Source organism: Xanthomonas sp. NCPPB 1754 (assembly GCF_041475725.2).
In the GTDB taxonomy this organism is placed as follows: Bacteria; Pseudomonadota; Gammaproteobacteria; order Xanthomonadales; family Xanthomonadaceae; genus Xanthomonas; species Xanthomonas euvesicatoria.
The window spans coordinates 652,881-674,012 of record NZ_CM192982.1; the positions used below are offsets into that span (position 1 = coordinate 652,881).

The 21,132-nt window shown below is 62.0% G+C and carries 17 protein-coding genes and 1 pseudogene; 10 read left to right on the forward strand and 8 right to left on the reverse strand.

The genetic code is table 11. The annotated features are described in order from the left end of the window. Positions 1–175: 175 nt before the first annotated feature. The 3 genes from mdcH (at position 176) to ACCQ15_RS02890 (ending at position 3,337) form a co-directional block, all read left to right on the forward strand. On the forward strand, positions 176–1,096 hold the full coding sequence (mdcH, locus tag ACCQ15_RS02880) for a malonate decarboxylase subunit epsilon (RefSeq protein ID WP_218489069.1): 921 nt from the start codon (positions 176–178) through the stop codon (positions 1,094–1,096). Between the two features lie 87 nt (positions 1,097–1,183). After that, the gene (locus ACCQ15_RS02885; protein ID WP_011346235.1) at positions 1,184–2,539 is read left to right on the forward strand and encodes an SLC13 family permease; all 1,356 of its coding nucleotides are present in this window, start codon (positions 1,184–1,186) and stop codon (positions 2,537–2,539) included. Positions 2,540–2,617: 78 nt separating this feature from the next. Beyond that, positions 2,618–3,337, forward strand: a complete 720-nt coding sequence (locus ACCQ15_RS02890) for a GntR family transcriptional regulator (protein ID WP_008576608.1) — start codon at positions 2,618–2,620, stop codon at positions 3,335–3,337. Positions 3,338–3,486: 149 nt separating this feature from the next. Here the strand turns inward: ACCQ15_RS02890 and ACCQ15_RS02895 are convergent, their stop codons facing one another. The 4 genes and pseudogenes from ACCQ15_RS02895 to ACCQ15_RS02910 form a co-directional block, all read right to left on the reverse strand. Next, on the reverse strand, positions 3,487–4,110 hold the full coding sequence (locus ACCQ15_RS02895) for an HAD hydrolase-like protein (protein ID WP_008576610.1): 624 nt from the start codon (positions 4,108–4,110) through the stop codon (positions 3,487–3,489). A gap of 221 nt (positions 4,111–4,331) precedes the next feature. After that, positions 4,332–4,751 (reverse strand): annotated as a pseudogene (locus ACCQ15_RS02900) (STAS domain-containing protein). Further along, on the reverse strand, positions 4,748–5,179 hold the full coding sequence (locus tag ACCQ15_RS02905; protein WP_007969522.1) for an ATP-binding protein: 432 nt from the start codon (positions 5,177–5,179) through the stop codon (positions 4,748–4,750). Before ACCQ15_RS02905 ends, ACCQ15_RS02900 begins: the two are co-directional and overlap by 4 nt. Next, positions 5,176–7,284: a SpoIIE family protein phosphatase gene (locus ACCQ15_RS02910; protein WP_011346239.1), complete on the reverse strand. Its 2,109-nt coding sequence runs from the start codon at positions 7,282–7,284 to the stop codon at positions 5,176–5,178. Before ACCQ15_RS02910 ends, ACCQ15_RS02905 begins: the two co-directional genes overlap by 4 nt. A 137-nt stretch (positions 7,285–7,421) precedes the next feature. Between ACCQ15_RS02910 and ACCQ15_RS02915 the strand changes: the two genes are divergently transcribed. From ACCQ15_RS02915 to ACCQ15_RS02935, 5 genes are all read left to right on the forward strand, one after another. Then, positions 7,422–8,021 carry a hypothetical protein gene (locus tag ACCQ15_RS02915; RefSeq protein WP_372381193.1) on the forward strand — a complete coding sequence of 200 codons (600 nt, stop codon included), beginning with the start codon at positions 7,422–7,424 and terminating at the stop codon, positions 8,019–8,021. Beyond that, the gene (locus ACCQ15_RS02920; protein WP_372381194.1) at positions 8,018–9,340 is read left to right on the forward strand and encodes an XVIPCD domain-containing protein; all 1,323 of its coding nucleotides are present in this window, start codon (positions 8,018–8,020) and stop codon (positions 9,338–9,340) included. Before ACCQ15_RS02915 ends, ACCQ15_RS02920 begins: the two co-directional genes overlap by 4 nt. Before the next feature lie 410 nt (positions 9,341–9,750). Next, the gene (locus ACCQ15_RS02925; protein WP_014089250.1) at positions 9,751–10,752 is read left to right on the forward strand and encodes a glycosyl hydrolase 53 family protein; all 1,002 of its coding nucleotides are present in this window, start codon (positions 9,751–9,753) and stop codon (positions 10,750–10,752) included. 402 nt (positions 10,753–11,154) lie between these two features. Beyond that, the gene (aceE, locus tag ACCQ15_RS02930; RefSeq protein WP_372381195.1) at positions 11,155–13,842 is read left to right on the forward strand and encodes a pyruvate dehydrogenase (acetyl-transferring), homodimeric type; all 2,688 of its coding nucleotides are present in this window, start codon (positions 11,155–11,157) and stop codon (positions 13,840–13,842) included. Between the two features lie 98 nt (positions 13,843–13,940). Continuing rightward, the gene (locus ACCQ15_RS02935; protein ID WP_143030792.1) at positions 13,941–14,687 is read left to right on the forward strand and encodes a hypothetical protein; all 747 of its coding nucleotides are present in this window, start codon (positions 13,941–13,943) and stop codon (positions 14,685–14,687) included. Positions 14,688–14,906: 219 nt separating this feature from the next. On the opposite strand, the gene ACCQ15_RS02940 is transcribed toward ACCQ15_RS02935, so the two are convergent. Continuing rightward, positions 14,907–15,791 carry a hypothetical protein gene (locus ACCQ15_RS02940; RefSeq protein WP_372381196.1) on the reverse strand — a complete coding sequence of 295 codons (885 nt, stop codon included), beginning with the start codon at positions 15,789–15,791 and terminating at the stop codon, positions 14,907–14,909. Positions 15,792–16,846: 1,055 nt separating this feature from the next. Between ACCQ15_RS02940 and ACCQ15_RS02945 the strand changes: the two genes are divergently transcribed. Beyond that, positions 16,847–17,949, forward strand: a protein-coding gene (locus ACCQ15_RS02945; RefSeq protein ID WP_372166127.1) for an IS3 family transposase whose coding sequence is annotated in 2 segments (ribosomal slippage) — positions 16,847–17,105 and positions 17,105–17,949 — 1,104 coding nt in all. Because the reading frame shifts where the segments join, the coding sequence is not laid out codon by codon here. A gap of 9 nt (positions 17,950–17,958) precedes the next feature. Here ACCQ15_RS02945 and ACCQ15_RS02950 read toward each other — a convergent pair. The 3 genes from ACCQ15_RS02950 to ACCQ15_RS02960 form a co-directional block, all read right to left on the reverse strand. Next, positions 17,959–18,633, reverse strand: coding sequence for a hypothetical protein (locus ACCQ15_RS02950; protein WP_372381197.1), 675 nt, complete (start codon positions 18,631–18,633; stop codon positions 17,959–17,961). A gap of 21 nt (positions 18,634–18,654) precedes the next feature. Continuing rightward, positions 18,655–19,038: a hypothetical protein gene (locus ACCQ15_RS02955; RefSeq protein ID WP_506187850.1), complete on the reverse strand. Its 384-nt coding sequence runs from the start codon at positions 19,036–19,038 to the stop codon at positions 18,655–18,657. A 195-nt stretch (positions 19,039–19,233) separates the two neighbouring features. Next, positions 19,234–19,944, reverse strand: coding sequence for a hypothetical protein (locus ACCQ15_RS02960; RefSeq protein WP_506187851.1), 711 nt, complete (start codon positions 19,942–19,944; stop codon positions 19,234–19,236). 649 nt (positions 19,945–20,593) lie between these two features. On the opposite strand from ACCQ15_RS02960, the gene ACCQ15_RS02965 reads away from it, so the two are divergent. Beyond that, a complete protein-coding gene (locus ACCQ15_RS02965; RefSeq protein ID WP_029818555.1) occupies positions 20,594–20,989 on the forward strand; it encodes a SymE family type I addiction module toxin in 396 nt (131 codons plus the stop codon). The last annotated feature ends 143 nt before the right edge of the window (positions 20,990–21,132 follow it).

The window sequence follows — 21,132 nt, forward strand, 5'->3', positions numbered from 1 at the left end:
GCCGCGGCGTTCTGCTCAGCGGCGCAACGCCGGCTGGCCTGCCCGCCGTCGCAACACACCTCGCACATTGCTCCTCAGTCGACCTTCGCATCCAGGTGTCTCGCCACATTGCTTGCAATACGGAACACGGCAGCGTGCGCGCAAGGCATTTCTGCGAACACGGTCAGGCTACCGCATGAGCCTGGCCGTGCTCTGCCCGGGCCAAGGCGGCCAACATGCCGAGATGTTCGCGCGTGTCGGCGATGCGCCTGCGGCAGCCGCCGTCCTCGCCAGCGCACAGCGCGTGCTTGGCGCCGCACCACAAACACTGGCCGCAGATCCGGGCCGCTACGCCAATGCCATCGCACAGCCACTGGTCTGCGCCGGTACGCTGGCGCACTGGCAGGTGCTGCATGCGCAACTTCCCACGCCGCTGATGGTGCTCGGCTATAGCGTTGGCGAGCTTGCCGCCCATGCGGTGGCCGGCAGCATGTCCATCGACACCTGCCTGCAGCTGGCAGCGACGCGCGCCCGGTTGATGGATGCGGCCAGCCCGCAGCAGGCAGGGCTGATGGCGGTAGTCGGTGTGCCCTTGCGCGGCCTGGAAACGCTGTGTCAGACGCACGGCGCAGCGCTCGCCATCGTCAACGGCGACGATCATGCCGTACTCGGCGGCCCGCGCACTGCATTGCAGGCGCTTGGCGAGGCTGCCAGCGCACAAGGTGCGCGCGTCACGCTGCTGCCGGTCAGCGTGCCGGCGCACACGCCGTGGTTGAGCGCGGCTGCCGAAGGCTTTGCCATTGAACTGGCAACCGCAGACCTCGTCGCGCCCAAGTTGCGCGTCTTGGCAGGCATCGATGCGCGTGCGGTCGGTACGCACGCCCTGGTGATCGACACGCTGTCCAGGCAGATCGCGCAGACCGTGCGTTGGTACGACGTGCTGGTGCAAGCCGCTGAGCGCGGCGCACGCGTGTTTCTCGAACTCGGCCCCGGCAGCGCATTGGCGCGGATGGCGCGCGAGGTGCTGCCGGCATGCGAAGCGCGCTCGGTGGACGAATTCCACAGCACTCAGGGTGTTCTCGAATGGGTCACGGCTGCGTGCGAGCGCGCGGCATGACGGTCCGGCAGGTGCTGCACACGGTGTGACCCCAGGGTGGCGGGCGGCCATCCGTGTTGTACGCGTATCAGGTGTCTGGGAGGGCGCATGACCCCGCAAATTGCAACGATTCTTGGCTTGGTGATCATGTTCATCGTCGCCACCGCATTGCCCATCAACATGGGGGCGGTGGCGTTCGCGCTGGCCTTCATCATTGGCGGCGTGTGGGTGGGGCTGGAGGGCAAGGAAGTGCTGGCCGGCTTTCCCGGCGACCTGTTCCTGACCCTGGTGGGCATTACCTATCTGTTCGCCATCGCGCAGAAAAACGGCACCATCGATTTGCTGGTGCACTGGGCAGTGCGCGCGGTGCGGGGGCGCATCGTCGCCATCCCCTGGGTGATGTTCGTCATCACCGGGCTGCTGACCGCATTCGGTGCGCTGGGGCCGGCAGCGGTGGCCATCATCGGGCCGGTGGCGCTGCGCTTCGCCAAGCAGTACCGCATCAACCCGTTGATGATGGGCCTGCTGGTGATCCACGGTGCACAGGGCGGCGGCTTCTCGCCGATCAGCGTGTATGGCGGCATCACCAACAAGGTGGTCGAAAAGGCCGGGCTGGACGTCAGCGAGATGGCGGTGTTCCTCACCAGCCTGGGCTTCAACCTGATGATGGCGATCATCTGCTTCTGCGCCTTCGGTGGGTTGAAGCTGATGCGCCGGCAGGAGCTGTCGCTGGCCGATGCGCAGTACGTGGCGGTTGCCGGCGACCAGGCATCGCACCGCGGCTTCGCGATCGAAGGGCATGGCGCGCTGGTGGCGCCGGGCGGCGGCACCCTGTCCACCGACCCGCTGGCATTGGAGGCGGTGTTCATCACCCGCGACCGCGTGATCACCTTGATCGGCCTGCTGGGCCTGGGCGTTGCTGCGCTGATCTACAACCTCAACGTCGGCCTGGTCTCGATCACGGTGGCGGTGGCCCTGGCGCTGATCTCGCCCAACGCACAGAAGGGCGCGGTGGACGGCATCAGTTGGTCGACGGTGCTGCTGATCAGCGGCGTGGTGACCTATATCGCCGTGCTGGAAAAATCCGGTGCGGTGGACTACATCGGCACCGGCGTGTCGCACATCGGCATGCCGCTGCTGGGCGCGCTGCTGGTCTGCTACGTCGGCGGTATCGTCTCTGCATTCGCCTCCTCGGCAGCGGTACTGGGCGCCACCATTCCGTTGGCGGTGCCATTCCTGATGCAGGGCCAGTTGGGCGCGGCCGGGGTGATTTGCGCGCTGGCCGTGTCCTCCACCATCGTCGACGTCAGCCCGTTTTCCACCAACGGCGCGCTGGTGGTGGCCTCGGCGGCCAAGGAAGAGCGCGACGGCCTGTTCCGCCGCTTCCTGATCTATAGCGGCCTGGTGGTGTTGCTGGGGCCGCTGGCGGCGTGGCTGGTCTTCGTGGTGCCGGGCTGGCTGTGATGCGGTCCGCGCGCCACAGCGCAGCGGGGCGCCCACGTAGAATGGGTGCCCCGACCCGATGCCGACAGCCTGCCCGCCATGACCCTCGCTCCTGATTCGCGCGCCTCCAAAAAGCGCGTGCCGCTGTACGAGGAAGTGGCCGAGCGCCTGCGTCAGAAGATCTACGATTACGCGCTGCCGCCGGGCGAGTGGATCGACGAGCCGGCCCTGGCCGAAGAGCTGGGCATCAGCCGCACGCCGCTGCGCGAAAGTCTCAAGCTGCTCGCGGCCGAAGGCCTGGTGCAACTGGATGCCGGCCGCGGCAGCCGGGTCACCCGGCTGACGCTGGAAGACCTCAACCAGCTGTTTCCTGTGATGGCGATGCTGGAAGGCCGCTGCGCGCACGATGCGGTCAAGCGCATTGATGCGGCCGGCGTGCAGCGCCTGGAAGAGCTGCACGCGGCAATGGAAGCCGCATCGGCGGCCGGCGATGTGGCCGAGTATTACCGCAACAATTACCTGATCCACGAAACCGTGCAGCAGTACGCCGGCAATCCATGGTTGATCCGGGTGACGCACGATCTGCACCGCATCTTGAAGATGCACCGCGGCCGTCAGTTGCTCACGCCCGGACGCATGGCGCAATCGCTGGCGGAACATCGCCAACTGATGGACTGCGTGCGACGTGGCGATGCCGAAGGCGCCGAGCGCACCATGCACGGGCACCTGTTGAGCCAGGGCCAGGCCCTGGCAGCGTATGTCGCGGCCGGTGGCATGCTGAACGTACCGGCGCCGTTGCCGCGGGTAGGTGGGGTGTAGAGATTGGCACGGTCCGGGCGCAGCGCCAGGCGCCCCGAGATCCCGCCTTCCTTCCTCCCATCGCAAGAAGGTGCCCGACGGGCGGATGAGGGTATGTCGACACGCATCACCGGCAATGCCCAGCGCTTGCCAATGCGCAGTTCCGCCGCCTAATCCCCGCTCAACGCAAGCAAGTCTTCCACGCGTTCGATCAACCGCGTTCCGGCCAACCCGGCGAACACGTCCGGATGCGCATAGCCCCAGGCCACTGCGGCAAACGGCAGACCCACGAGCTGTGCGGCTTCCCAGTCGGCGACCTGGTCGCCCACGTAGACCGCTTGCGACGCAGTGTGCCCGGTGGCACGCAGCACACGACGCAAGGCGCGTTGTTTGCCCAGCAGATGCGCGCCGCCTTCGATGACGGCAAATGTGGCGCTCAGCTCTGCGCCTAGCGCGCGTTGCACGTTCTCCACGGAGTTGGACGACACCACGGCCAGCCGGCTGCCGCCGGCATGCAACGCGCCCACGGTGTGGGCAATGCCGGGAAACAACGCCACCGGTGGCGCGGCGCGCATGAGCCGGATGAAGTCGGCCGCCACCCATGGCACGCGCCACGCGCTCAGGCCCGATGCCTTGAGCAATTCGCGCGTGCTTAGGCGACGTGCATCGTCGACTTCATGCGCTTGCGCGGCGCGAAAGCCATGCCGTTCGGCCAGCAGCCGCTGGGTGCTCAGGAAAAAACCAAACGAATCGGCAAGCGTGCCGTCGAAATCGAAGATGATCAGTGCGGGCATGGCAACGCGCAGGGCAGGGCGTCATAGCCTAACCAAGGTGGTGCCGGCACCCACGCGCACAGGTCCCCACATGTGCGCGCAGGCGACGTCGGCGGCGACATCGATGTGGCGCGCAGTCGTCAGCCCCGATGGAAAGCCCGCAGCGACCGCACAGCGCGCGTACAAGCCGCAACGTGCCTTGCCGCGCCCGGCGGTGGGCCCCGTCGGTAGTACAGCTGCGCTCAGGCTTCGGCGAAGTGCGGCACGATCGGCGTATCGCTTTGCGCGCTCTGTTCGATCACCTTGCGCTGCATCGCCGCCAGGTACGCGTCCAGCTCTTCGGTGGAGGCGAACACGTCGCTCAACGGCACCGCCTTGACCATGTCGAAGACCTTGCGGATCTGCGGTTGCGGGTTGCTCACCAGCACCTTGCCCTGGCGCGTGGCCAGCGCCTTGCGCGCCTTGAAGATGCAGCGGATGCCGGCGCTGGAAATGTATTCCAGTGCGCTCAGGTCGAGCACCAGCGTGGTGATGCGGGTGCCCAGCAACGGCGACAGTGCCGCGTCCAGGTCCTGTTAGGTGTGGGTGTCCAGCCGCCCGGTCAGAATGACGCGTTGACGGGTGTCTTGCGGCGGGTCGATCTGAATGGCGAGCGTGGTCATGACAGGGCCTCGGGGACAGGGGCGTACGGGTGCAGCAGGGTGACGCGCACGACGTTATATGCACCATCGCGGCGGTAGTCGATGTGATCGGCGAACTGATGGACCAGAAACAACCCCAGCCCGCCGATGGCGCGGTCGTCGAGCTCGTCGGTCACCTCGGGCATGGGCGCGGCGCAGGGGTCGAAAGCGCTGCCTGCATCGTGCATTTCCAATACCAGCGCCTGCGCGTCCAGCTGCAGCTGCAAACGCAGCGGCTGTGCCGCGCACTGGCCGTGGGTCAGCGCATTGCAGCCGAGCTCTTCCACGATCAGCCGTACCTGGCCGATGCGCTCGGCGTGCAGGCCCTCGAGCGTGAGCGATTGTTCCAGCGCATCGTTGGCGCCCGCCAGCTGGGCCAGCGATGGCGCGATGGCCAAATCGAGCTTCATGCAGTCGTTGCCTTTCCGGGCGCGTCCCGGCCAGCGTGTGCGACCCGCCCAGCATGCTCCTGGCGCAGCCGGATCGCCAGCAGCGTGATGTCGTCGTACGGATCGGCCGTGCCGGTGAAACGGGCGATATTGGCGATCACCGCCTTGCACTGCGCCGCCGCGCTGCGGCGCGGGTGCAGCGCCGTCAGCAACCGCTCCAGTCCGTAGCTGGCGCCGCGCTCGTCCATCGCCTCGGTTACGCCATCGGTGTAGCCCAGCAAGGTCTGCCCTGCGCTCATGCGGCCCTGCAGCACCGGGTAGGATTCCTGCGGCTCGATCCCCAGCGGTGCACCGGTTTCCAGCGGCAACGGGCGCGCCTTGCCATCGATATCGATCAACAACGGCGGCTCGTGCCCGGCGCTGGCCAGCCAGTAGTCGCCACTGACCACGTTGATCAGGCCGCACAGCACGGTGGCGAACATGCAGGTCTCGTTGTTTTCGGCCAACCGCGTGGAGGCGGCAATCAAAATCGCGTCCGGGCGCGTGTACCGCCGTGCGGCAATCTCCAGCACGCTCACCGCGCGCGCCATGAACAGGGCCGCCGGCACGCCCTTGTCGGAGACATCGCCCACCACGAACCACAGCAGGCCCGGTTCGGTTTCCACGAAGTGGTAGAAATCGCCGCCCACCGCCTTGGCCGGCTCCAGCCATGCGCAGGTTTCCAGATGCGAGCTGGCGCGGTCGAAGGTGCGCCCGGACGGCAGCATTGCCTGCTGGATCTCGCGCGCAATCTGCAGCTCGCTGTGCATGCGTTCGCGCGCGGCGGTCATCTCGCCGATCTCGGCGATGTGGTGGCGGATCGCATCGCGTGCGCTGTCGAAGGCGCGTGCCATCACGCCTACCTCGTCGTCGCGTTCGATGTGCTGCAACGGGTATTCGAATTCGCCGCGCCGGAAGTGCTCGGCGGTGTCCGTCAGTTCTTCGATCGGCCGCGTCAACTTGCGCGTGATCCGCCGCATCAACCACCACCACACCAACGCGCCCAGCAGCGCGGCCAGCGCCACCCACGCCGCCAGCCAGTTCAGGCCGGCCAGCACGTAGCCTTCGGAGGCCGACAGCACGAAGGTCCAGCCGCTGCGCCCCACCGCCGCGCTGTGGGTCAGAAAGCGCTCGCCATCGGGCGCGGTATGCGAAAACGAGATCGGCTGGCCGGCAGCGACGGCGCGCTGCAATGGCCGCAGATCCGGGCGCGACCGGGCCACGTAGGCCGTGAGCGAATGGCGCAGATTCAGTGCCGGGTCGGGGCTGAAGACCAGCAGGCCTTCCGGCGACAGCAGCATCGTCTGGATGCCGATATCGCGCGGCAGCTGATCGATGATCTCGCGCAGATGCTGCAGCGGCAGATCCACGCTCACCATGCCGACCGGCGCCGTATCCGGTGCATCGCCAGGCCGGCGCAGCGGCAGGTTGTAGCTGGTGTACAGGCCGCCGCCGTTGGCATCCAGGTAGGGCTCGGACCACCATGCGCGGCCCTCGCGCTGGGTGCGCAGATACCAGGGCATCGCGCGATAGTCATAACCCAGTTCCAGCGCGGATTTTTCTGCGATGCGCGTGCCGCTGCGGTGCACGTACCACACAAACCCGCTGTCGCCGGCCTTTTGCGTACGCGGTGCGATGATCAGCCGCGCCGCCCCGATATCCGGGTCGCCGGTGAGCGTGGCCAGCAGCAACGCACGCAGATTGAACGGCTGCAGCCCCACGCCGCTACTGCTGGCGGCCAGCGTGCGCCCGCTCACCTGCACCGAATCGAGCAAGGCCGCCAGGCTGCGCGCGGTCTGTTCGGTCAGGCCATCCACCTCGGTACGCGCCGCCTCCACCAGCTCGGCGCGTGCGCCCAGGTAGAACACCGTGCCCAGCACCGTCAGCAGGGCCACCAGCACTGCGGTGGCCGCCAGCAGCACACGCATGCGCAAGCTGCGGCGCCAGGGCATGCGCGCGGCGACCGATGTCTGGGGTGGCAGTGATCGCGGGCGGTTGCGCATGGCGCATTCTTCGTGGCAGCGGCTGCGCTGGATCATGGCAGCTTTGCTGCCACGCACAACTCTCCCTGGCAGCCTCATCCTCACGAGGTCTCGATTGACCGGCCGAACGCGAGCGGACTAGATTGGCCGCCCACCTGCCACGGAGGCCGGCCTTGCGCCAGATGTTGACCCCAAGCCTGCTGGCCCTTTTGCTTACGGCCTGTCACCCCCCGGAGACCAGCATGACCCAGACCCATTCCCCCGCCACCGAGGCAACTGCAGCAGCCGACGTCCAGGCCGGCGGCCGCGGTCTTGCCAAGGTGAATCCGAGTCCGCGTAGGGCCTACGAGGTCACGCTCACCGTGGACAAGGCGCCTGGCGCGTTTGGCCTGGTGGAGGCTGCGGCGCAATACGACGTCAGCAATGAGCAGGAATGCGGCAAGATCCAGCCCGAAACCGGCACAGCCGGCCGCATCACCAGTCAGGAAAATGTCGCGCTCAAGAAGATTTCCGAGACCGAATACCGCGGCACCGTGTATCTGGATCTGATGCAGGACGAGGACTACTACGGTCGCGGCGTGTGCCATTGGGAATTCAGCGGCGCCAGCGTGTTGCTCAAGGCCACCGGTGCCGAAGAAGACACGCGGTTCTTGTCGTTTATCGAAGCCAAGACGGTGACCGCGCAGCAGGCGGTGACCAAGTACTACTGGAAAGACGGCTATCCGCGCTCGGAATCCAAGAGTTTCCCGGACACCGGCGAGCGCAGCCCGGAGAACTTCAAGCCTGAGATCCGCGACAATCTCTTCACCATCACGCTGGCTGCCAAGGAAGTTGCGCCATGAGTATTCCGTCACCGCAATATGCCGGTTTATCCGAGGACGCCTACAAGGATCGCGCCGTCGGTCGGCGTGCACCGGGGCACGAAGAGATCGTCACGATCGAGGGAGAGCGTTATGCCGTTCTCGATCACGTCAACAATCAATCCAACGGTTACCAGGGCACGGTTTACCGCCGTGAAACCAGTGGCGAGATCGTGGTTGCGCATCGAGGCACCGAGGGCGCGGTCAATGACGTGCTCACCGATGCCACTATGGTCACCTCGCGGACCAATCCACAGGCTGCAGATGCGCTTGCGCTGACCAAGCATGCGATGGACATCGCCAAGGATGTCGGCAAGCGAACCGGTCATCAACCGGAAGTGACCGTCACCGGCCATTCGCTCGGCGGCGCGCTTGCGCAGGTTTCCGCACACCACTACGACCTCAAGGGCGAAACCTTCAACGCGTATGGCGCGGCCAGTCTGAGTTATCGCATTCCGGAAGGTGGCAATAGCGTGATCAATCACGTCATGGCATCGGACCCGGTCAGCGCGGCATCGCCGCACTTCGGGCAGGTGCGCATGTACGCCAAGCCCGATAAGATTACCACCTTGAGTGGTGCCGGCTACAGCAATAGCAAGGCAAACTTTCTGATTCCGGACTACCCGCTGGTTGCTGCCGGCGGGTCGCTCGGAGCGCACAAGCTGGGCAACTTTCTGGGCGAACATTCTGCGCTCAGGGACCCCAACGCGCGCCCACTTGCCGAGCAGAACAAGCGCATGATCGAGGAGTACCGCAGCGATATCGATGGGCTGCGCACCGGTACCACTATCCTTACGCGTAGCGCGCGCGGCCTCGGCCAGGATGCCATCGATGCCATCCGCGGCCCGCTCGCGCCGGGCGAGCCGGCCAAACGCGACGCACGCGAGCATGGCAACGGCCATACCTCCCTGCGGATCGATCAACCCGGGCACGTGGGCAATGGCCTGTTCCAGGATGCCCAGCGCGGCGTGCATGCGCAGGACGCACGTGCTGGGCGCACGCCCGACCAGCACAGCGCGCAGTTATCCGGTTCGCTCGCATCGGAAATGCACGCCGCCGGTGGCCAGCGCATCGATGCGGTGATGATGAGCCCGGATGCCGCACGCACCTTCGCCGTGCAAGGACGTGTCGACGACCCGGCACAGCTGCGCGTGAGCGTGGACACCATGACGGCAATGAATACCCCGCTGGAACAAAGCAGCCAACGCGTCGCCGAAAACGCGGCGCGTCAGTCGGTGGCATTGGAGCAGCAACAGTCGCAGACCCAGCAACAGCAGCAGGGCGCACGCGCCATGGGCTGAGGGGCGTGTGGCGCTGCCGCGTTTAGGTGTGAAGTGACACATCACGCTGCGGCCCATGCCGCACGCCGTCCGGACTGCACATCGCCACCATCGAACCTTGCATCAAGACGCCGGGCCTGCCCGGCGTTTTTGCGTTCATTCGCGCAGTCATGCGCACCACTGCTGCTGCATCTGCACAACAACCGGCCCGCGCGAGGCGTGCAAATGCAAGGTTTTCCTGCATCGAGCTATGCCACAACTCCCCGCACCTATAGCGGCCTCAACCGGGCTGTACGGCCGTGCTTGAATCGCCACGGATTTGCAGCAATGCACGGCCAGGCACATGCCACGCCGCGCTCACGCACCAGGCAAGACAGGGGATCAAGCAAGGCGCCAACCGGCGCGACATCCATCGATCGAGGGAGCGTTTCATGACCATCTTTTGCAGGCACTACCACCGTGTATGGCTCATCGTGCTGCTGTGTCTGTGCAGCGCCGGCGTCAGCGCGCAAGGCATCGCCAAAGGCGCGGACGTCAGCTGGCTCAATCAACAGGCCGCCAACAATCCGCCGCAGGTCTTTCGCGATGCAGCCGGCAACACCACCGACTTCATCAAGCTGTTCAAGGATGTCGGCGGCAACGCCATTCGCCTGCGCGTCTGGGTCAACCCGTCCGGCGGCTGGAACGATGGCCGCGACACCCTGGACAAGGCCAAGCGCGCCGCCGCGCAAGGCATGCGCATCATGATCGACTTCCACTACAGCGACAGCTGGGCCGACCCGGGCAAACAGACCAAACCGGCGGCGTGGGCCGGCCACTCCGTTGCCCAGCTCAATACCGATGTCTACAGCCACACCCAGGGCATCCTCAAATATCTCAAGGACAACGGCATCACCGTCAGCTGGGTGCAGGTGGGCAACGAGATCAACAGCGGCATGCTGTGGAACGAGGGCAAGACGCCCAACTTCGCCACCCTGGGTCAGTTCATCAACAGCGGCTACACCGCAACCAAGGCGGTGTATCCCAACGCCAAGGTTGTCGTGCATCTGGCCAACGGCTACGACAACGCCAACTTCCGCTGGTTCTTCGACAACCTGCGCTCGGCCGGCGGCAAGTGGGACGTCATTGGCATGTCGCATTACCCCCCCGTCGGCAGCTGGCAGGATTACAACAGCCGCCTGGACACCAACATGCGCGACATGATTGCGCGCTACGGCAGCGATGTGGTGATTTCCGAGGTCGGCATGGATTGGCAGCAGGCGGCCACCACCCGCGCCATGCTCAGCAACCTGCTCAGCCGCAGCAGCAGCATCGGCGCCCGCGTCCTCGGCGTGTTCTATTGGGAGCCCAACGCCTACCCGGGCTGGCAGGGCTACACCATGGGCGCAGTCAACAACAACGGCCAACTGACCGAAGCGCTGCAAGCATTCTGACCAGCACGCTGCCACGGGGCGGCGCCCGCCGCGGGGCGATGTCCTGCGCAAACCCAAAGACCACGCCATCGCGTAGGAGCGCCCCCGGGCGCGACGGGCTTCACCGAGAAAGCCTCTCGCGCCCAGGTGCTCCTACGGGCGGGCATGCACAGCGGCCCACTCGATACGGCAGCGCCCGGCCATCGCCTGCCGCTGGCCCTCATCCTTTGGTCGTACACCGGCCGCGCCCGCTGCGCCGCATCGGCGTTCCAACAGGCACCGAGGCTCCACGCAGCGCACAACAGCGTCCCATTCCATACGCACCCGTAGCGAGGAATGGCAACAGGTGCGTGCGGTACACTTGGGGGTTCACGAATTCACGATGTCGACACACCCGCGGGGTGTGTCCCCCCGGGAGCGCTAATGAACTGGTTGAACGAAGTGCTGCACAACGATCCGAACCCGCTCGAGACCCAGGAGTGGCTCGAATCGATCAAGGCCGTCATCGACGTCGAAGGCCCGGAGCGCGCCCATCAGCTGCTGGAAGGCATGGTCGAACAGACCCGCCGCGCCGGCGCTTACCTGCCGTTCTCGCCCACCACCGAGTACGTCAACACCATCTCCCCGGCAAACGAGGCCAAGCACCCCGGCGACTCCGCGCTGGAGTGGAAGATCCGCTCGATCATCCGCTGGAACGCCATGGCCACGGTCGTGCGCGCAAACCGCAAGCCGGGCGACCTGGGCGGCCACATCGCCTCGTTCGCCTCCAGCGCCACGCTGTACGACGTGGGCTTCAACCACTTCTGGCGTGCGCCTTCGGACAACCATCCGGGCGATCTGCTGTTCATCCAGGGCCACAGCGCCCCGGGGATCTACGCCCGCGCCTTCCTCGAAGGCCGCATCAGCCAGTCCCAGCTGGACAACTTCCGCATGGAAGTGGACGGCCAGGGCATCTCCTCCTACCCGCACCCGTGGCTGATGCCCGAGTTCTGGCAGACCCCCACCGTGTCGATGGGCCTGGGCCCGCTGGCCGCCATCTACCAGGCGCAGTTCATGCGCTACCTGGAAAACCGCGGCCTCATCGAGAAGTCCGACCGCAAGGTGTGGTGCTTCATCGGCGACGGCGAATCGGACGAACCCGAAACCCTCGGCGCCATCGCGCTGGCCGGCCGCGAAGGCCTGGACAACCTGATCTTCGTGGTCAACTGCAACCTGCAGCGCCTGGACGGCCCGGTGCGCGGCAACGGCAAGATCATCCAGGAGCTGGAAGGCGTGTTCCGTGGCGGCGGCTGGAACGTCATCAAGCTGCTCTGGGGCGGCTACTGGGACGCCCTGCTGGCCAAGGACAGCGACGGCGTGCTGCGCAAGCTGATGATGGAAACCGTCGACGGCGAATACCAGAACTGCAAGGCCTTCGGCGGCGCCTACACGCGCGCCAACTTCTTCGGCAAGTACCCGGAGACCGCGGCCATGGTGGCCGGCCTGTCCGACGACGACATCTGGCGCCTGAACCGTGGCGGCCACGACCCGCACAAGGTGTACGCCGCCTACCACCAGGCCGTGAACACCACCGGCATGCCCACCGTGATCCTGGCCAAGACGGTCAAGGGCTATGGCATGGGCTCGGCCGGTGAGGCGCTCAACCCCACCCACCAGACCAAGAAGCTGGACGATGCGGCGGTCAAGCACTTCCGCGACCGCTTCAACATCCCGGTCACCGACGCCCAGCTGGAAGACGGCCAGGTGCCGTTCTACCACCCCGGCGAAGATTCCCCGGAAGTGCAGTACCTGAAAGAACGCCGCAGCGTGCTCGGCGGCTTCCTGCCCTCGCGCCGCCCCAAGGCCAGCAAGTCCTTCGTCGCGCCCACGCTCGACAAGTTCGAGCGCCTGCTCAAGGACAGCGGCGAGCGCAGCTATTCCACCACCATGTCCTTCGTGCAGAGCCTCAACATCGCCCTGCGCGACAAGGAACTGGGCCCGCGCATCGTGCCGATCGTGGCCGATGAGGCGCGCACCTTCGGCATGGAGGGCATGTTCCGCCAGATCGGCATCTATGCCCCGTTTGGCCAGAAGTACAAGCCGGTCGATGCCGACCAGCTGATGTACTACCGCGAAGACCAGACCGGCCAGGTGCTGCAGCAGGGCATCAGCGAGCCCGGCGCCATCGCCTCGTGGATGGCTGCCGGCACCAGCTATTCGGTCTCCGACGTGCCGATGCTGCCGTTCTACATCTACTACTCCATGTTCGGCTTCCAGCGCGTGGGCGACATCGCCTGGCAGGCAGCGGACATGCGCACGCGTGGCTTCCTGCTCGGCGGTACCGCCGGCCGCACCACGCTCAATGGCGAAGGTCTGCAGCACGAAGACGGCTTCAGCCAGGTCATCGCCGGCTCCATCCCGAACGTGCGTAGCTACGACCCGACCTTCGGTTTCGAAGTCACCGTCATCATGCAGCACGGCATGAAGGCGATGATGGAAGACCAGGTGGACGAGTACTACTACATCACCCTGATGAACGAGAACTACGCCCACCCCGGCATGCCGGAAGGCGCAGCCGAGGGCATCATCAAGGGCATGTACCTGCTCAAGGACGCCGGCAAGCCCAAGAAGGGCGAGCTGCGCGTGCAGCTGCTGGGCAGCGGCACCATCCTGCGCGAGGCCATCGCCGCGGCCGAGCTGCTGGACAAGGACTTCGGCGTCACCGCCGACATCTGGTCCTGCCCCAGCCTCAACGAAGTGCGCCGCGACGGCTACGCCGTAGAACGCTGGAACCGCCTGCACCCGGAAGCCGAACAGCGCAAGCCCTACGTCACCCAGCTGCTGGAAAGCCGCCAGGGCCCGGCAATCGCCGCAACCGACTACGTGCGCGCCTTCGCCGACCAGATCCGCGCCTTCGTCCCGATGACCTACACCGTCCTCGGCACGGATGGGTTCGGCCGCTCGGATACGCGTGCCAACCTGCGCCGGTTCTTCGAGGTCGACCGTTACTACATCGCGCATGCGGCGATTGCCGCGCTGGCGAAGGATGGCAAGATGACGGGCAAGGATGTGGCCCGGGCGATCAAGCAGTACAAGATTGATCCTGAGAAGGCGAATCCTGTTGGGGTTTGAGGTTTAGTGGAATTGCTTTTTTAATCGAGGCGGCCACTGGCCGCCTCGATTTTAAGGGGGGTGGGAGTCTGCGATTAATAGTAGGCAAGGACGGTGCGATGGATGAGAAAAGTTTTGATGCCAAGCGAAGAAACTTAATATTAGTCTCATTCTTCCTGGTTTTTATTAAATATGCAGATGCTGAAATAAATAGTTCTGCAAATATATCATTTCTGAAAATACAAATTGGAAATCCTGCGGCTATAATTCATGCTGTGTGGGTCCTGTGGCTGTATTTCCTCTTGCGAGCATATCAACACTACTCATATTATTTGAAGTTGGATTATCAGCGTTCAGTTCAGAAACTCTCTGCACCTCTAATGCATAGGGCGGTTGCGGGTATAGGGATTCCGGACGAGCACGAAATGGCGCTCTATGAAGAGATGGAAAGGTTTCACAAGTACAAATTAGTTTTCCGCCCGCATTTCCTTTTTGAGCGAGTGGTTTCTGATTTTAAGTACATTATGCATCTTGCAAGACGGAAATATTACCGAAAAAGGTCGCGTATAAATCTCTTGCGCAAGCCAAAGCTACGTTATTCTGGACTGGCACGGTATGAGTCTTACGGTGAAGGCGACGCGTGGCGAATTGTTGTCTGGACAGTAACTGATAGAAGTCTTGGGGGGGCGGGTAAGATGCCTCTCGAGATGGTCGCTAAAGTGGGAGTAGGCTATTTCCATGGCGCTGCCCTGTTTATTCGGATGCAGACTGCTATGATTATGAGGTCCGCGCCATTTTTTGAATGTAGACTTCCCTTTATAATTGCGATTATACCCGTCTTTTATTATGGAATAGACCATATCTAGTGGTTGCTTAGTAGCACGATTAAATTAAATCGCTCTATAGTTAAGTTGGGTTAACATTAAAAAAATTACTCCTTGCGCGTTTATCTCTTCTTACTTCGCGCCCATGTATTTACAGTATTTATATTTTTAATTTTTATGTCTGTTTCTTAATTTTAGGTTGCTGATGTCGGGGATGAGTTCAGATAAAAGAACCTAGGGTGCTAATACAGTCTGATGTAATCAGAACTCTAATTTTTGGGCGGGAATGGCATTAAGTATCCAACATTCCTGGTGTGTATATCTAACGTCTAAATTGCTCTGGTGTAGGTCTGTTGCTGCCTGATACGCCAAGCTGTTCGCCAGTGTTGGATTTGCTGCAAATGTCGCTCTTGCGTTCAGCCATTTTTGGTGTAAATCCATCGATGTTACGAAGGATACGACCTTTATGTCTTTATTGGCATTATTGGACATGACGCCCGCATATTTATATGAATCCATCACCGTCATTGCACCGTCGCCATCGACATCCATTGGTGCTGAAATCCACTTGAAAACGTGCAGTAGGAAAAGATTCGCTACCCACGGCGTAGGCCCTGAGTGAATATTTTCAGTGGTAGGTGCGCTAATGCTTGAATGTAGGTTGGTCGCGCCAATGATAATTACATCAGCTCCGGGCTCTTTGGCTACTTTAGTGCCTGCACCAACATAGTTAAAGATGCCGGCAACACATTGGCCTAGGTATAACACCGCTTTGCTAAGCCCGGGTGCTGATCTGATTGCTTGCAATAACGGAGATGGCGTAATCGGTGAAGGCGCATCTAAACCTTCTATGCTCCCGTGGCCGGTTACAAATAAAACCATATTAGTGTGGGTGTTTTTACCTAGATCTACAAAGAAATCGGCGGACTTTTTGATTAAATAATTATTACCCGTTCCGCTCGAAAATATTTGGCTGATCAGGCTGCGATTGCTGCCATCTATATAGATCGAAATATCGGAAGGGGAAATTCTTGAAATCTCTAAGCAGAAAACTCCAAAGGCGAGGTCCCTGATATGGCGGTCTTCAGGTTCTCCATTTGAAGCTAGGAATAGTACCCAGTTAGTCCTTTCAGTAAGTAATCCCATTAATTTTCCTGAGAGCTATAGCGACCTGCGACGGCCATTGCTTAGGGAATCTGGTTGAGGAATATCCGAAAAATAAAAAACCTCATCTACTCCTAAGTTAAATTCGCTGTCCACTATTTTTTCCAGAAGACTGCCTCGGCTGTCGAGTTTAAATATTTCACGGCCAGCCTTTAAGAAGTAGGGAGAGCCGTCTACGACACCGGCTCTACCTGATCTAAATAGTAGCCACTGCCCTCGATTAATGCATTCCCTTACGGACTCTTCGATTCCTGGAAGGTCACTGGATTCAATTCTAAACGACCGGATCATTTCTATCTCCCTAACGGTTGCCAAGCATGCTCTCCGTGGATGAGGTGATTCAACTGCTGAGATGGCCTATACAACAACCTATGAGTCGCACCGGTTGCGACTGAACTTTGGATAGCACACTACATCGATTGATGCAAGAGAATTGGCGGCGTGGTCGGACTGACTTATTCGGTGATCATGAAGTAATTGGGTCAGGTTGACAAAAGGGGACGGAGGTAATTTAGCGAGCCGGTCGTACAGGCCGGCCCGGTGATGTCTGATAGCAGGGGCTGTGTCACCGCCGTCAAGCTGAGGTCTGCTTCTTGAGCAGGAGGCCCCGCCATGCCGCGTCTGGAACTGCCCGGGGTTCCGCTGCATGTCGTCCAGAGCGACGTGAACCGATGAGCGGTCTTCCTGGACGATGAGGATCGGCATTACCACTGCCTGCTACTACGCGTGGCCTGCGAGCGCATGCGTCTGTGCTGATGGACCATCTCGTGCACCTAATGGTCTAGGCTGATAAGGCGGGCACGGTGTCTTCGGCGATGCGGCTCAGCGGCCAATTCAGGAGCGCGCCTTGGGCGACTCGCGCTTCCAGGCCATGGTGGAGCGTGATTGGGCAGGCCAACGACGGGCCGTCCGCGTGGTCGTCCCGCCGGAGAAATTCAGATTGATTACTTGTTCCCGTCGTTTCAAACCCGACGTCCCCCCAATTTTGAGTAGCACCTCAGTTTGGAGTCCAATTCCCTACCCCAAGGAGATTGGACGTGAAGAAGCGTTTTTCTGAAGAACAGATCATCGGCTTCCTGCGCGAAGCTGATGCCGGTGTGGCGATCAAGGATCTGTGCCGGCGGCATGGCTTCAGCGAGGCCTCGTATTACCTGTGGCGCAGCAAGTTCGGCGGAATGAGCGTGCCCGACGCCAAGCGGCTCAAGGATCTTGAGGCCGAGAACGCGCGGCTAAAGAAGTTGCTGGCCGAGCAGTTGTTCGAGAACGACCTGATCAAGGATGCGTTGCGAAAAAAGTGGTGAGCGCACCGGCGCGTCGTGCGCTGGTGCGCGAGTGGATCGGGCGTGGTGCCAGCGAGCGTCGCGCCTTGGCGGCGATCGGCATGAGCGCCAGCGCGCTGCGCTATTGCCCACGCCAAGACCGCAATGGCGAACTGCGCGAGCGCATTCTTGCGTTGGCGCATCGCCATCGCCGCTACGGCGTGGGGATGATCTATCTCAAGCTGCGACAGGAAGGACGCCTGGTGAACTACAAGCGCGTGGAGCGGTTGTATCGCGAGCAGCAGCTACAAGTGCGGCGCCGCAAGCGCAAGAAGGTGCCGGTTGGCGAGCGTCAGCCGCTGCTGCGGCCAGCGCAGGCCAACCAGGTGTGGTCGATGGACTTCGTGTTCGACCGCTCCGCCGACGGCCGAGTGATCAAGTGTCTGGTGATCGTGGACGACGCAACGCACGAAGCGGTCGCCATCGAGGTGGAACGCGCGATCTCCGGGCACGGCGTTGCGCGCGTGCTGGATCGGTTGGCACACAGTCGCGGTTTACCGAAGGTGATCCGCACCGACAACGGCAAGGAGTTTTGCGGCAAAGCGATGGTCGTCTGGGCACATGCCCGTGGTGTGCAACTACGGCTAATCCAACCCGGCAAGCCAAATCAAAACGCCTATGTTGAATCGTTCAACGGCCGACTACGCGACGAATGCCTCAACGAGCACTGGTTCCCGACGTTGCTGCACGCGCGCACCGAGATCGAACGCTGGCGACGCGAATACAACGAGGACCGACCGAAGAAAGCAATTGGCGGCATGACGCCGTCCGCTTATGCCCAACATCTGGCAAACACCGATATCATCAACCCCGGACTCTAAACCCGACCGCTACTCAGGGCGGGGGGACGTCGCACGCTGAGCAGCGAAGGCGACTCGTTCATCGGAGATGTGCTGAGGCAACCCTTCGCGTAGTCCAGCGAAAAGACGATTTCCGGCGTGCCCTGGATCAGTCATCGCATTGGTCGGAGGGTTGCTACGTTCTTGTGATGAGTCATTCTGCCCAAGTGAGTTACTTGATCGTACTTCGCGCGCGGGCTCATTCACTTCTGGCGTGGACGGGGACGTCGGATGTCGAGACTCCAGCTCGCGAATAGTGTCAATCAACGCGTTGGGCGTTTCCACGGTGGGCAACCATGTACCTGCATCAATCTGCTTTCCGGTGACGCGAGACACCGTTTCGCTAGCCCACGACGAACAATTGTTATTTAGCTCCCAGGTGACATTCTCGCGAAGCGACTGGTCGAGGGCTTTGGTTTGAGCCGGTGACAGGTCGTAGTAGCGGTCTGCATCAGAACGCTGTGTCTTTTCCATTCCGGAGCGAATATCGGTGCCAGCCCCGTTATCCTCCACCATCGGATGATCGTCGGGCCACAATCCATAATACTCTATGGGCGAATTGCCCCGTTTGACCGTAATCCAGGCATGGCCATCGGTCAGGCCACCCTGTCCACCCCTGCTATGTATTCCAAGCACAACGCGCTCACTAGCCGGTTCGGTGCCCATTGCATCGCTCCTTGACTGGAATTATGGAGTCAACGTTTCTTCAGTGTCTGCGTATACCAGTACGACCTTTTCGCCTGCGTACGGTACGGTGACCTTGGGTGTCCAAGGCTCAGCGGGTGGCAAGGCAGCCTTCGCCATGGCATCACACTTCTCTTTGATGCCACATCTGCGGATGGCGATACGCAATACGCCGCCCTCATTTACGAAATCAATACCGGGAGAATAAAACAGGCTTTCTGCAGGCATGTGGTACGTGATTTGAAGTGAATCGCCTGATTTTTCGATCTTGACCGGCTGAACATCATTCTTTTTGTAATCAGAGCGCATGTTTCCTCCTGCACAAGCAGCCAAGGTTGAGAGTGCGAGTAATCCCGTAGCAAACATCAGTCTAATTTTCATATCCATGTTCATGCCCAGCATGGGATCTGACGAGGTACGTTAGCACCTGCTACCTCGGCAAGCTAGAAGTCAGGCTATCGAAACTCGCTCGCAGCCACGCTTGGGTGTAACAGCAAGCCAATAAATAGCCGATGTCTTCATGCGGGTGAGCTCATCACTACGCCAAGACTCGAGCCGCATCGCTTGACGGTAACCTACTTGTTAGGGGGCGCTGTCTTGACGATTTGCCTCAGTCAATAATTGCTCGTACGACTGCACGCGTATACGTAAGCGTACAAGATGCCAGGACATCGCAAAGGCAAACAACAGTATGAAAGCCAGCACGCCCTGCGTCAGGGTGATCTTGCTCAACACCGTCCAGTCTCCCATGCGCCAATCTTTCAGCTGAAGATACAGGGCAAGTAGGACAGGCATGAAGCCAAGCTTCTCCATTCCACCGGTAAACAGCCCCAAGCGGTCGTGCATGTTGGTGCGACGGTCACGCATGAATGCCTCGCGCCGGCGGCGTTGTTCCAGCGGAAATCTGCGAAGCGACGCAACGATCGATTGATACTGATGGAACTCCCGCTCCATCAGCTCTGCGTGATCCGCGTATGGGCGGCGGAAGCTCGGCCACTCGCGTTTGAACGAGAGCACGCCGTAGACCAGAAAACCTGCCAACTCAACCGCCAGGCCTGTGGCGGCTAAGTACACACCTACCTTGCCGCTCAGCAATGTGCCGGCCAAGATCCCAACGCCCGCACCGATCAAGCCGATCGCCAAGCTCCAGCGTTCGACCGGACCGGCGCGACCCTGTTCGGTCATATGGGTGTAGTGAGCAATTGCTGCAGAGAGCGAGGGAAAGCTAGGGTCTGTGAGCGTGATTGCCTCTCCATCAACGGCGGCGCTGCGTTCCGTTGCTACTTCATCCATTGAACTCATCTAGCTTCCCTCGGCGATTACGCGTCGAACCAACGTCTTTGACGATCAGTATTCCTCAGCCGCAGGTGGTGCGCCAGCTGGCTACTAAAACGCGTCAAACATCCTCGTCAGCGGCTATTGACACACGCACGCCGCGCTCGCAATCTAATACCAAGGAGCGTCGAAACTCCTCAGAGAGCGGTACCCACCTCCGTCAAACCGGTGGGTTTTTTGTGCCTGCGTCCTGCAGGTACAAGCCGACGCAATGCCTGCGTCGGGAGGGCGGCTAATACAACACCCTTCGGGGAAATATGCCCGCCGGCTCTCTGCGGTTTCGAACCTCCCGACATCCCGTCGCCGTTGGCGGCGGTTCTTGGGTTGTTCCAGGAGGGCATTGCCATGTCTACCGCACCATCCATGCCGGCATCTGTACCGGTTGATCTGTTGCCAGCTTCCGCTCACCGCCTGCGTTGGGATGTAGCCGAGGTGCTACGCCGGCTCGTCGCACGCGCAGCTGTTGAGCAGGCGAGCATCCATCCCGCGCATCCGCTGAGTCGCCAGCTTGGTGCGCTGCTGCACACCTTGCGCCGCCGGGTCGCGTGCAGTGCTGGGGGGTGCAGCAGCGCGTTGCCGCATCCACCAACCACCAGCCGGAGGTGCCATGACACGCCGCCGCCCACCCACGGCATCTGCCAGCGCACGGCCCACCCGCACGCGTGCGCGCCCCACGCCGCCCAAGCGCGTGCAGTGGGTCGTGGTGGAACCCGACCGCACCAAGCTGCCACCGATGCTGCCGCCCGACCCGGACGTCTCTCCGCAAGGCCCCGGCACGCTACGCGCAGCCCGCCGTGCCCGCCGCCCGCGCCAATGCACCGTCAGCTACACCCATTACCCCGGCGCCCACGACCACGCCGGCGACCAGCACGTACCGCACGTCCGCCTCAGCGGCCTATGGCTGGAACAACTGGGCTTTGCCATCGGCACCAAGCTGCGTATCACCGCCAGCGCGGGGCAGCTGTTGATGGAGGTGTTGCCACCGGTGGAGGTGCCGCTGTAGCCGCGGTGCTAGATGTTGCCCACGCAGCATGCAAGACAATCCGTCCAGAGGCATAAGACACGTACTGCGTAATGATGTCTCTGCCTGATTAGTGCTTAGCTATAGTGGTCGCGCGCCTTCTATCAGGCTTGCGCGCCGACCAT

Excerpts from the sequence above, each read along its gene's own strand:
- mdcH (WP_218489069.1), top strand. The coding sequence starts at position 176 with ATGAGCCTGGCCGTGCTCTGCCCGGGCCAAGGCGGCCAACATGCCGAG.
- ACCQ15_RS02885 (WP_011346235.1), top strand. The coding sequence starts at position 1,184 with ATGACCCCGCAAATTGCAACGATTCTTGGCTTGGTGATCATGTTCATC.
- ACCQ15_RS02890 (WP_008576608.1), top strand. The coding sequence starts at position 2,618 with ATGACCCTCGCTCCTGATTCGCGCGCCTCCAAAAAGCGCGTGCCGCTG.
- ACCQ15_RS02895 (WP_008576610.1), bottom strand. The coding sequence starts at position 4,110 with ATGCCCGCACTGATCATCTTCGATTTCGACGGCACGCTTGCCGATTCG.
- ACCQ15_RS02905 (WP_007969522.1), bottom strand. The coding sequence starts at position 5,179 with ATGAAGCTCGATTTGGCCATCGCGCCATCGCTGGCCCAGCTGGCGGGC.
- ACCQ15_RS02915 (WP_372381193.1), top strand. The coding sequence starts at position 7,422 with ATGACCCAGACCCATTCCCCCGCCACCGAGGCAACTGCAGCAGCCGAC.
- ACCQ15_RS02920 (WP_372381194.1), top strand. The coding sequence starts at position 8,018 with ATGAGTATTCCGTCACCGCAATATGCCGGTTTATCCGAGGACGCCTAC.
- ACCQ15_RS02925 (WP_014089250.1), top strand. The coding sequence starts at position 9,751 with ATGACCATCTTTTGCAGGCACTACCACCGTGTATGGCTCATCGTGCTG.
- aceE (WP_372381195.1), top strand. The coding sequence starts at position 11,155 with ATGAACTGGTTGAACGAAGTGCTGCACAACGATCCGAACCCGCTCGAG.
- ACCQ15_RS02935 (WP_143030792.1), top strand. The coding sequence starts at position 13,941 with ATGGATGAGAAAAGTTTTGATGCCAAGCGAAGAAACTTAATATTAGTC.
- ACCQ15_RS02940 (WP_372381196.1), bottom strand. The coding sequence starts at position 15,791 with ATGGGATTACTTACTGAAAGGACTAACTGGGTACTATTCCTAGCTTCA.
- ACCQ15_RS02950 (WP_372381197.1), bottom strand. The coding sequence starts at position 18,633 with ATGGGCACCGAACCGGCTAGTGAGCGCGTTGTGCTTGGAATACATAGC.
- ACCQ15_RS02955 (WP_506187850.1), bottom strand. The coding sequence starts at position 19,038 with ATGGATATGAAAATTAGACTGATGTTTGCTACGGGATTACTCGCACTC.
- ACCQ15_RS02960 (WP_506187851.1), bottom strand. The coding sequence starts at position 19,944 with ATGGATGAAGTAGCAACGGAACGCAGCGCCGCCGTTGATGGAGAGGCA.
- ACCQ15_RS02965 (WP_029818555.1), top strand. The coding sequence starts at position 20,594 with ATGACACGCCGCCGCCCACCCACGGCATCTGCCAGCGCACGGCCCACC.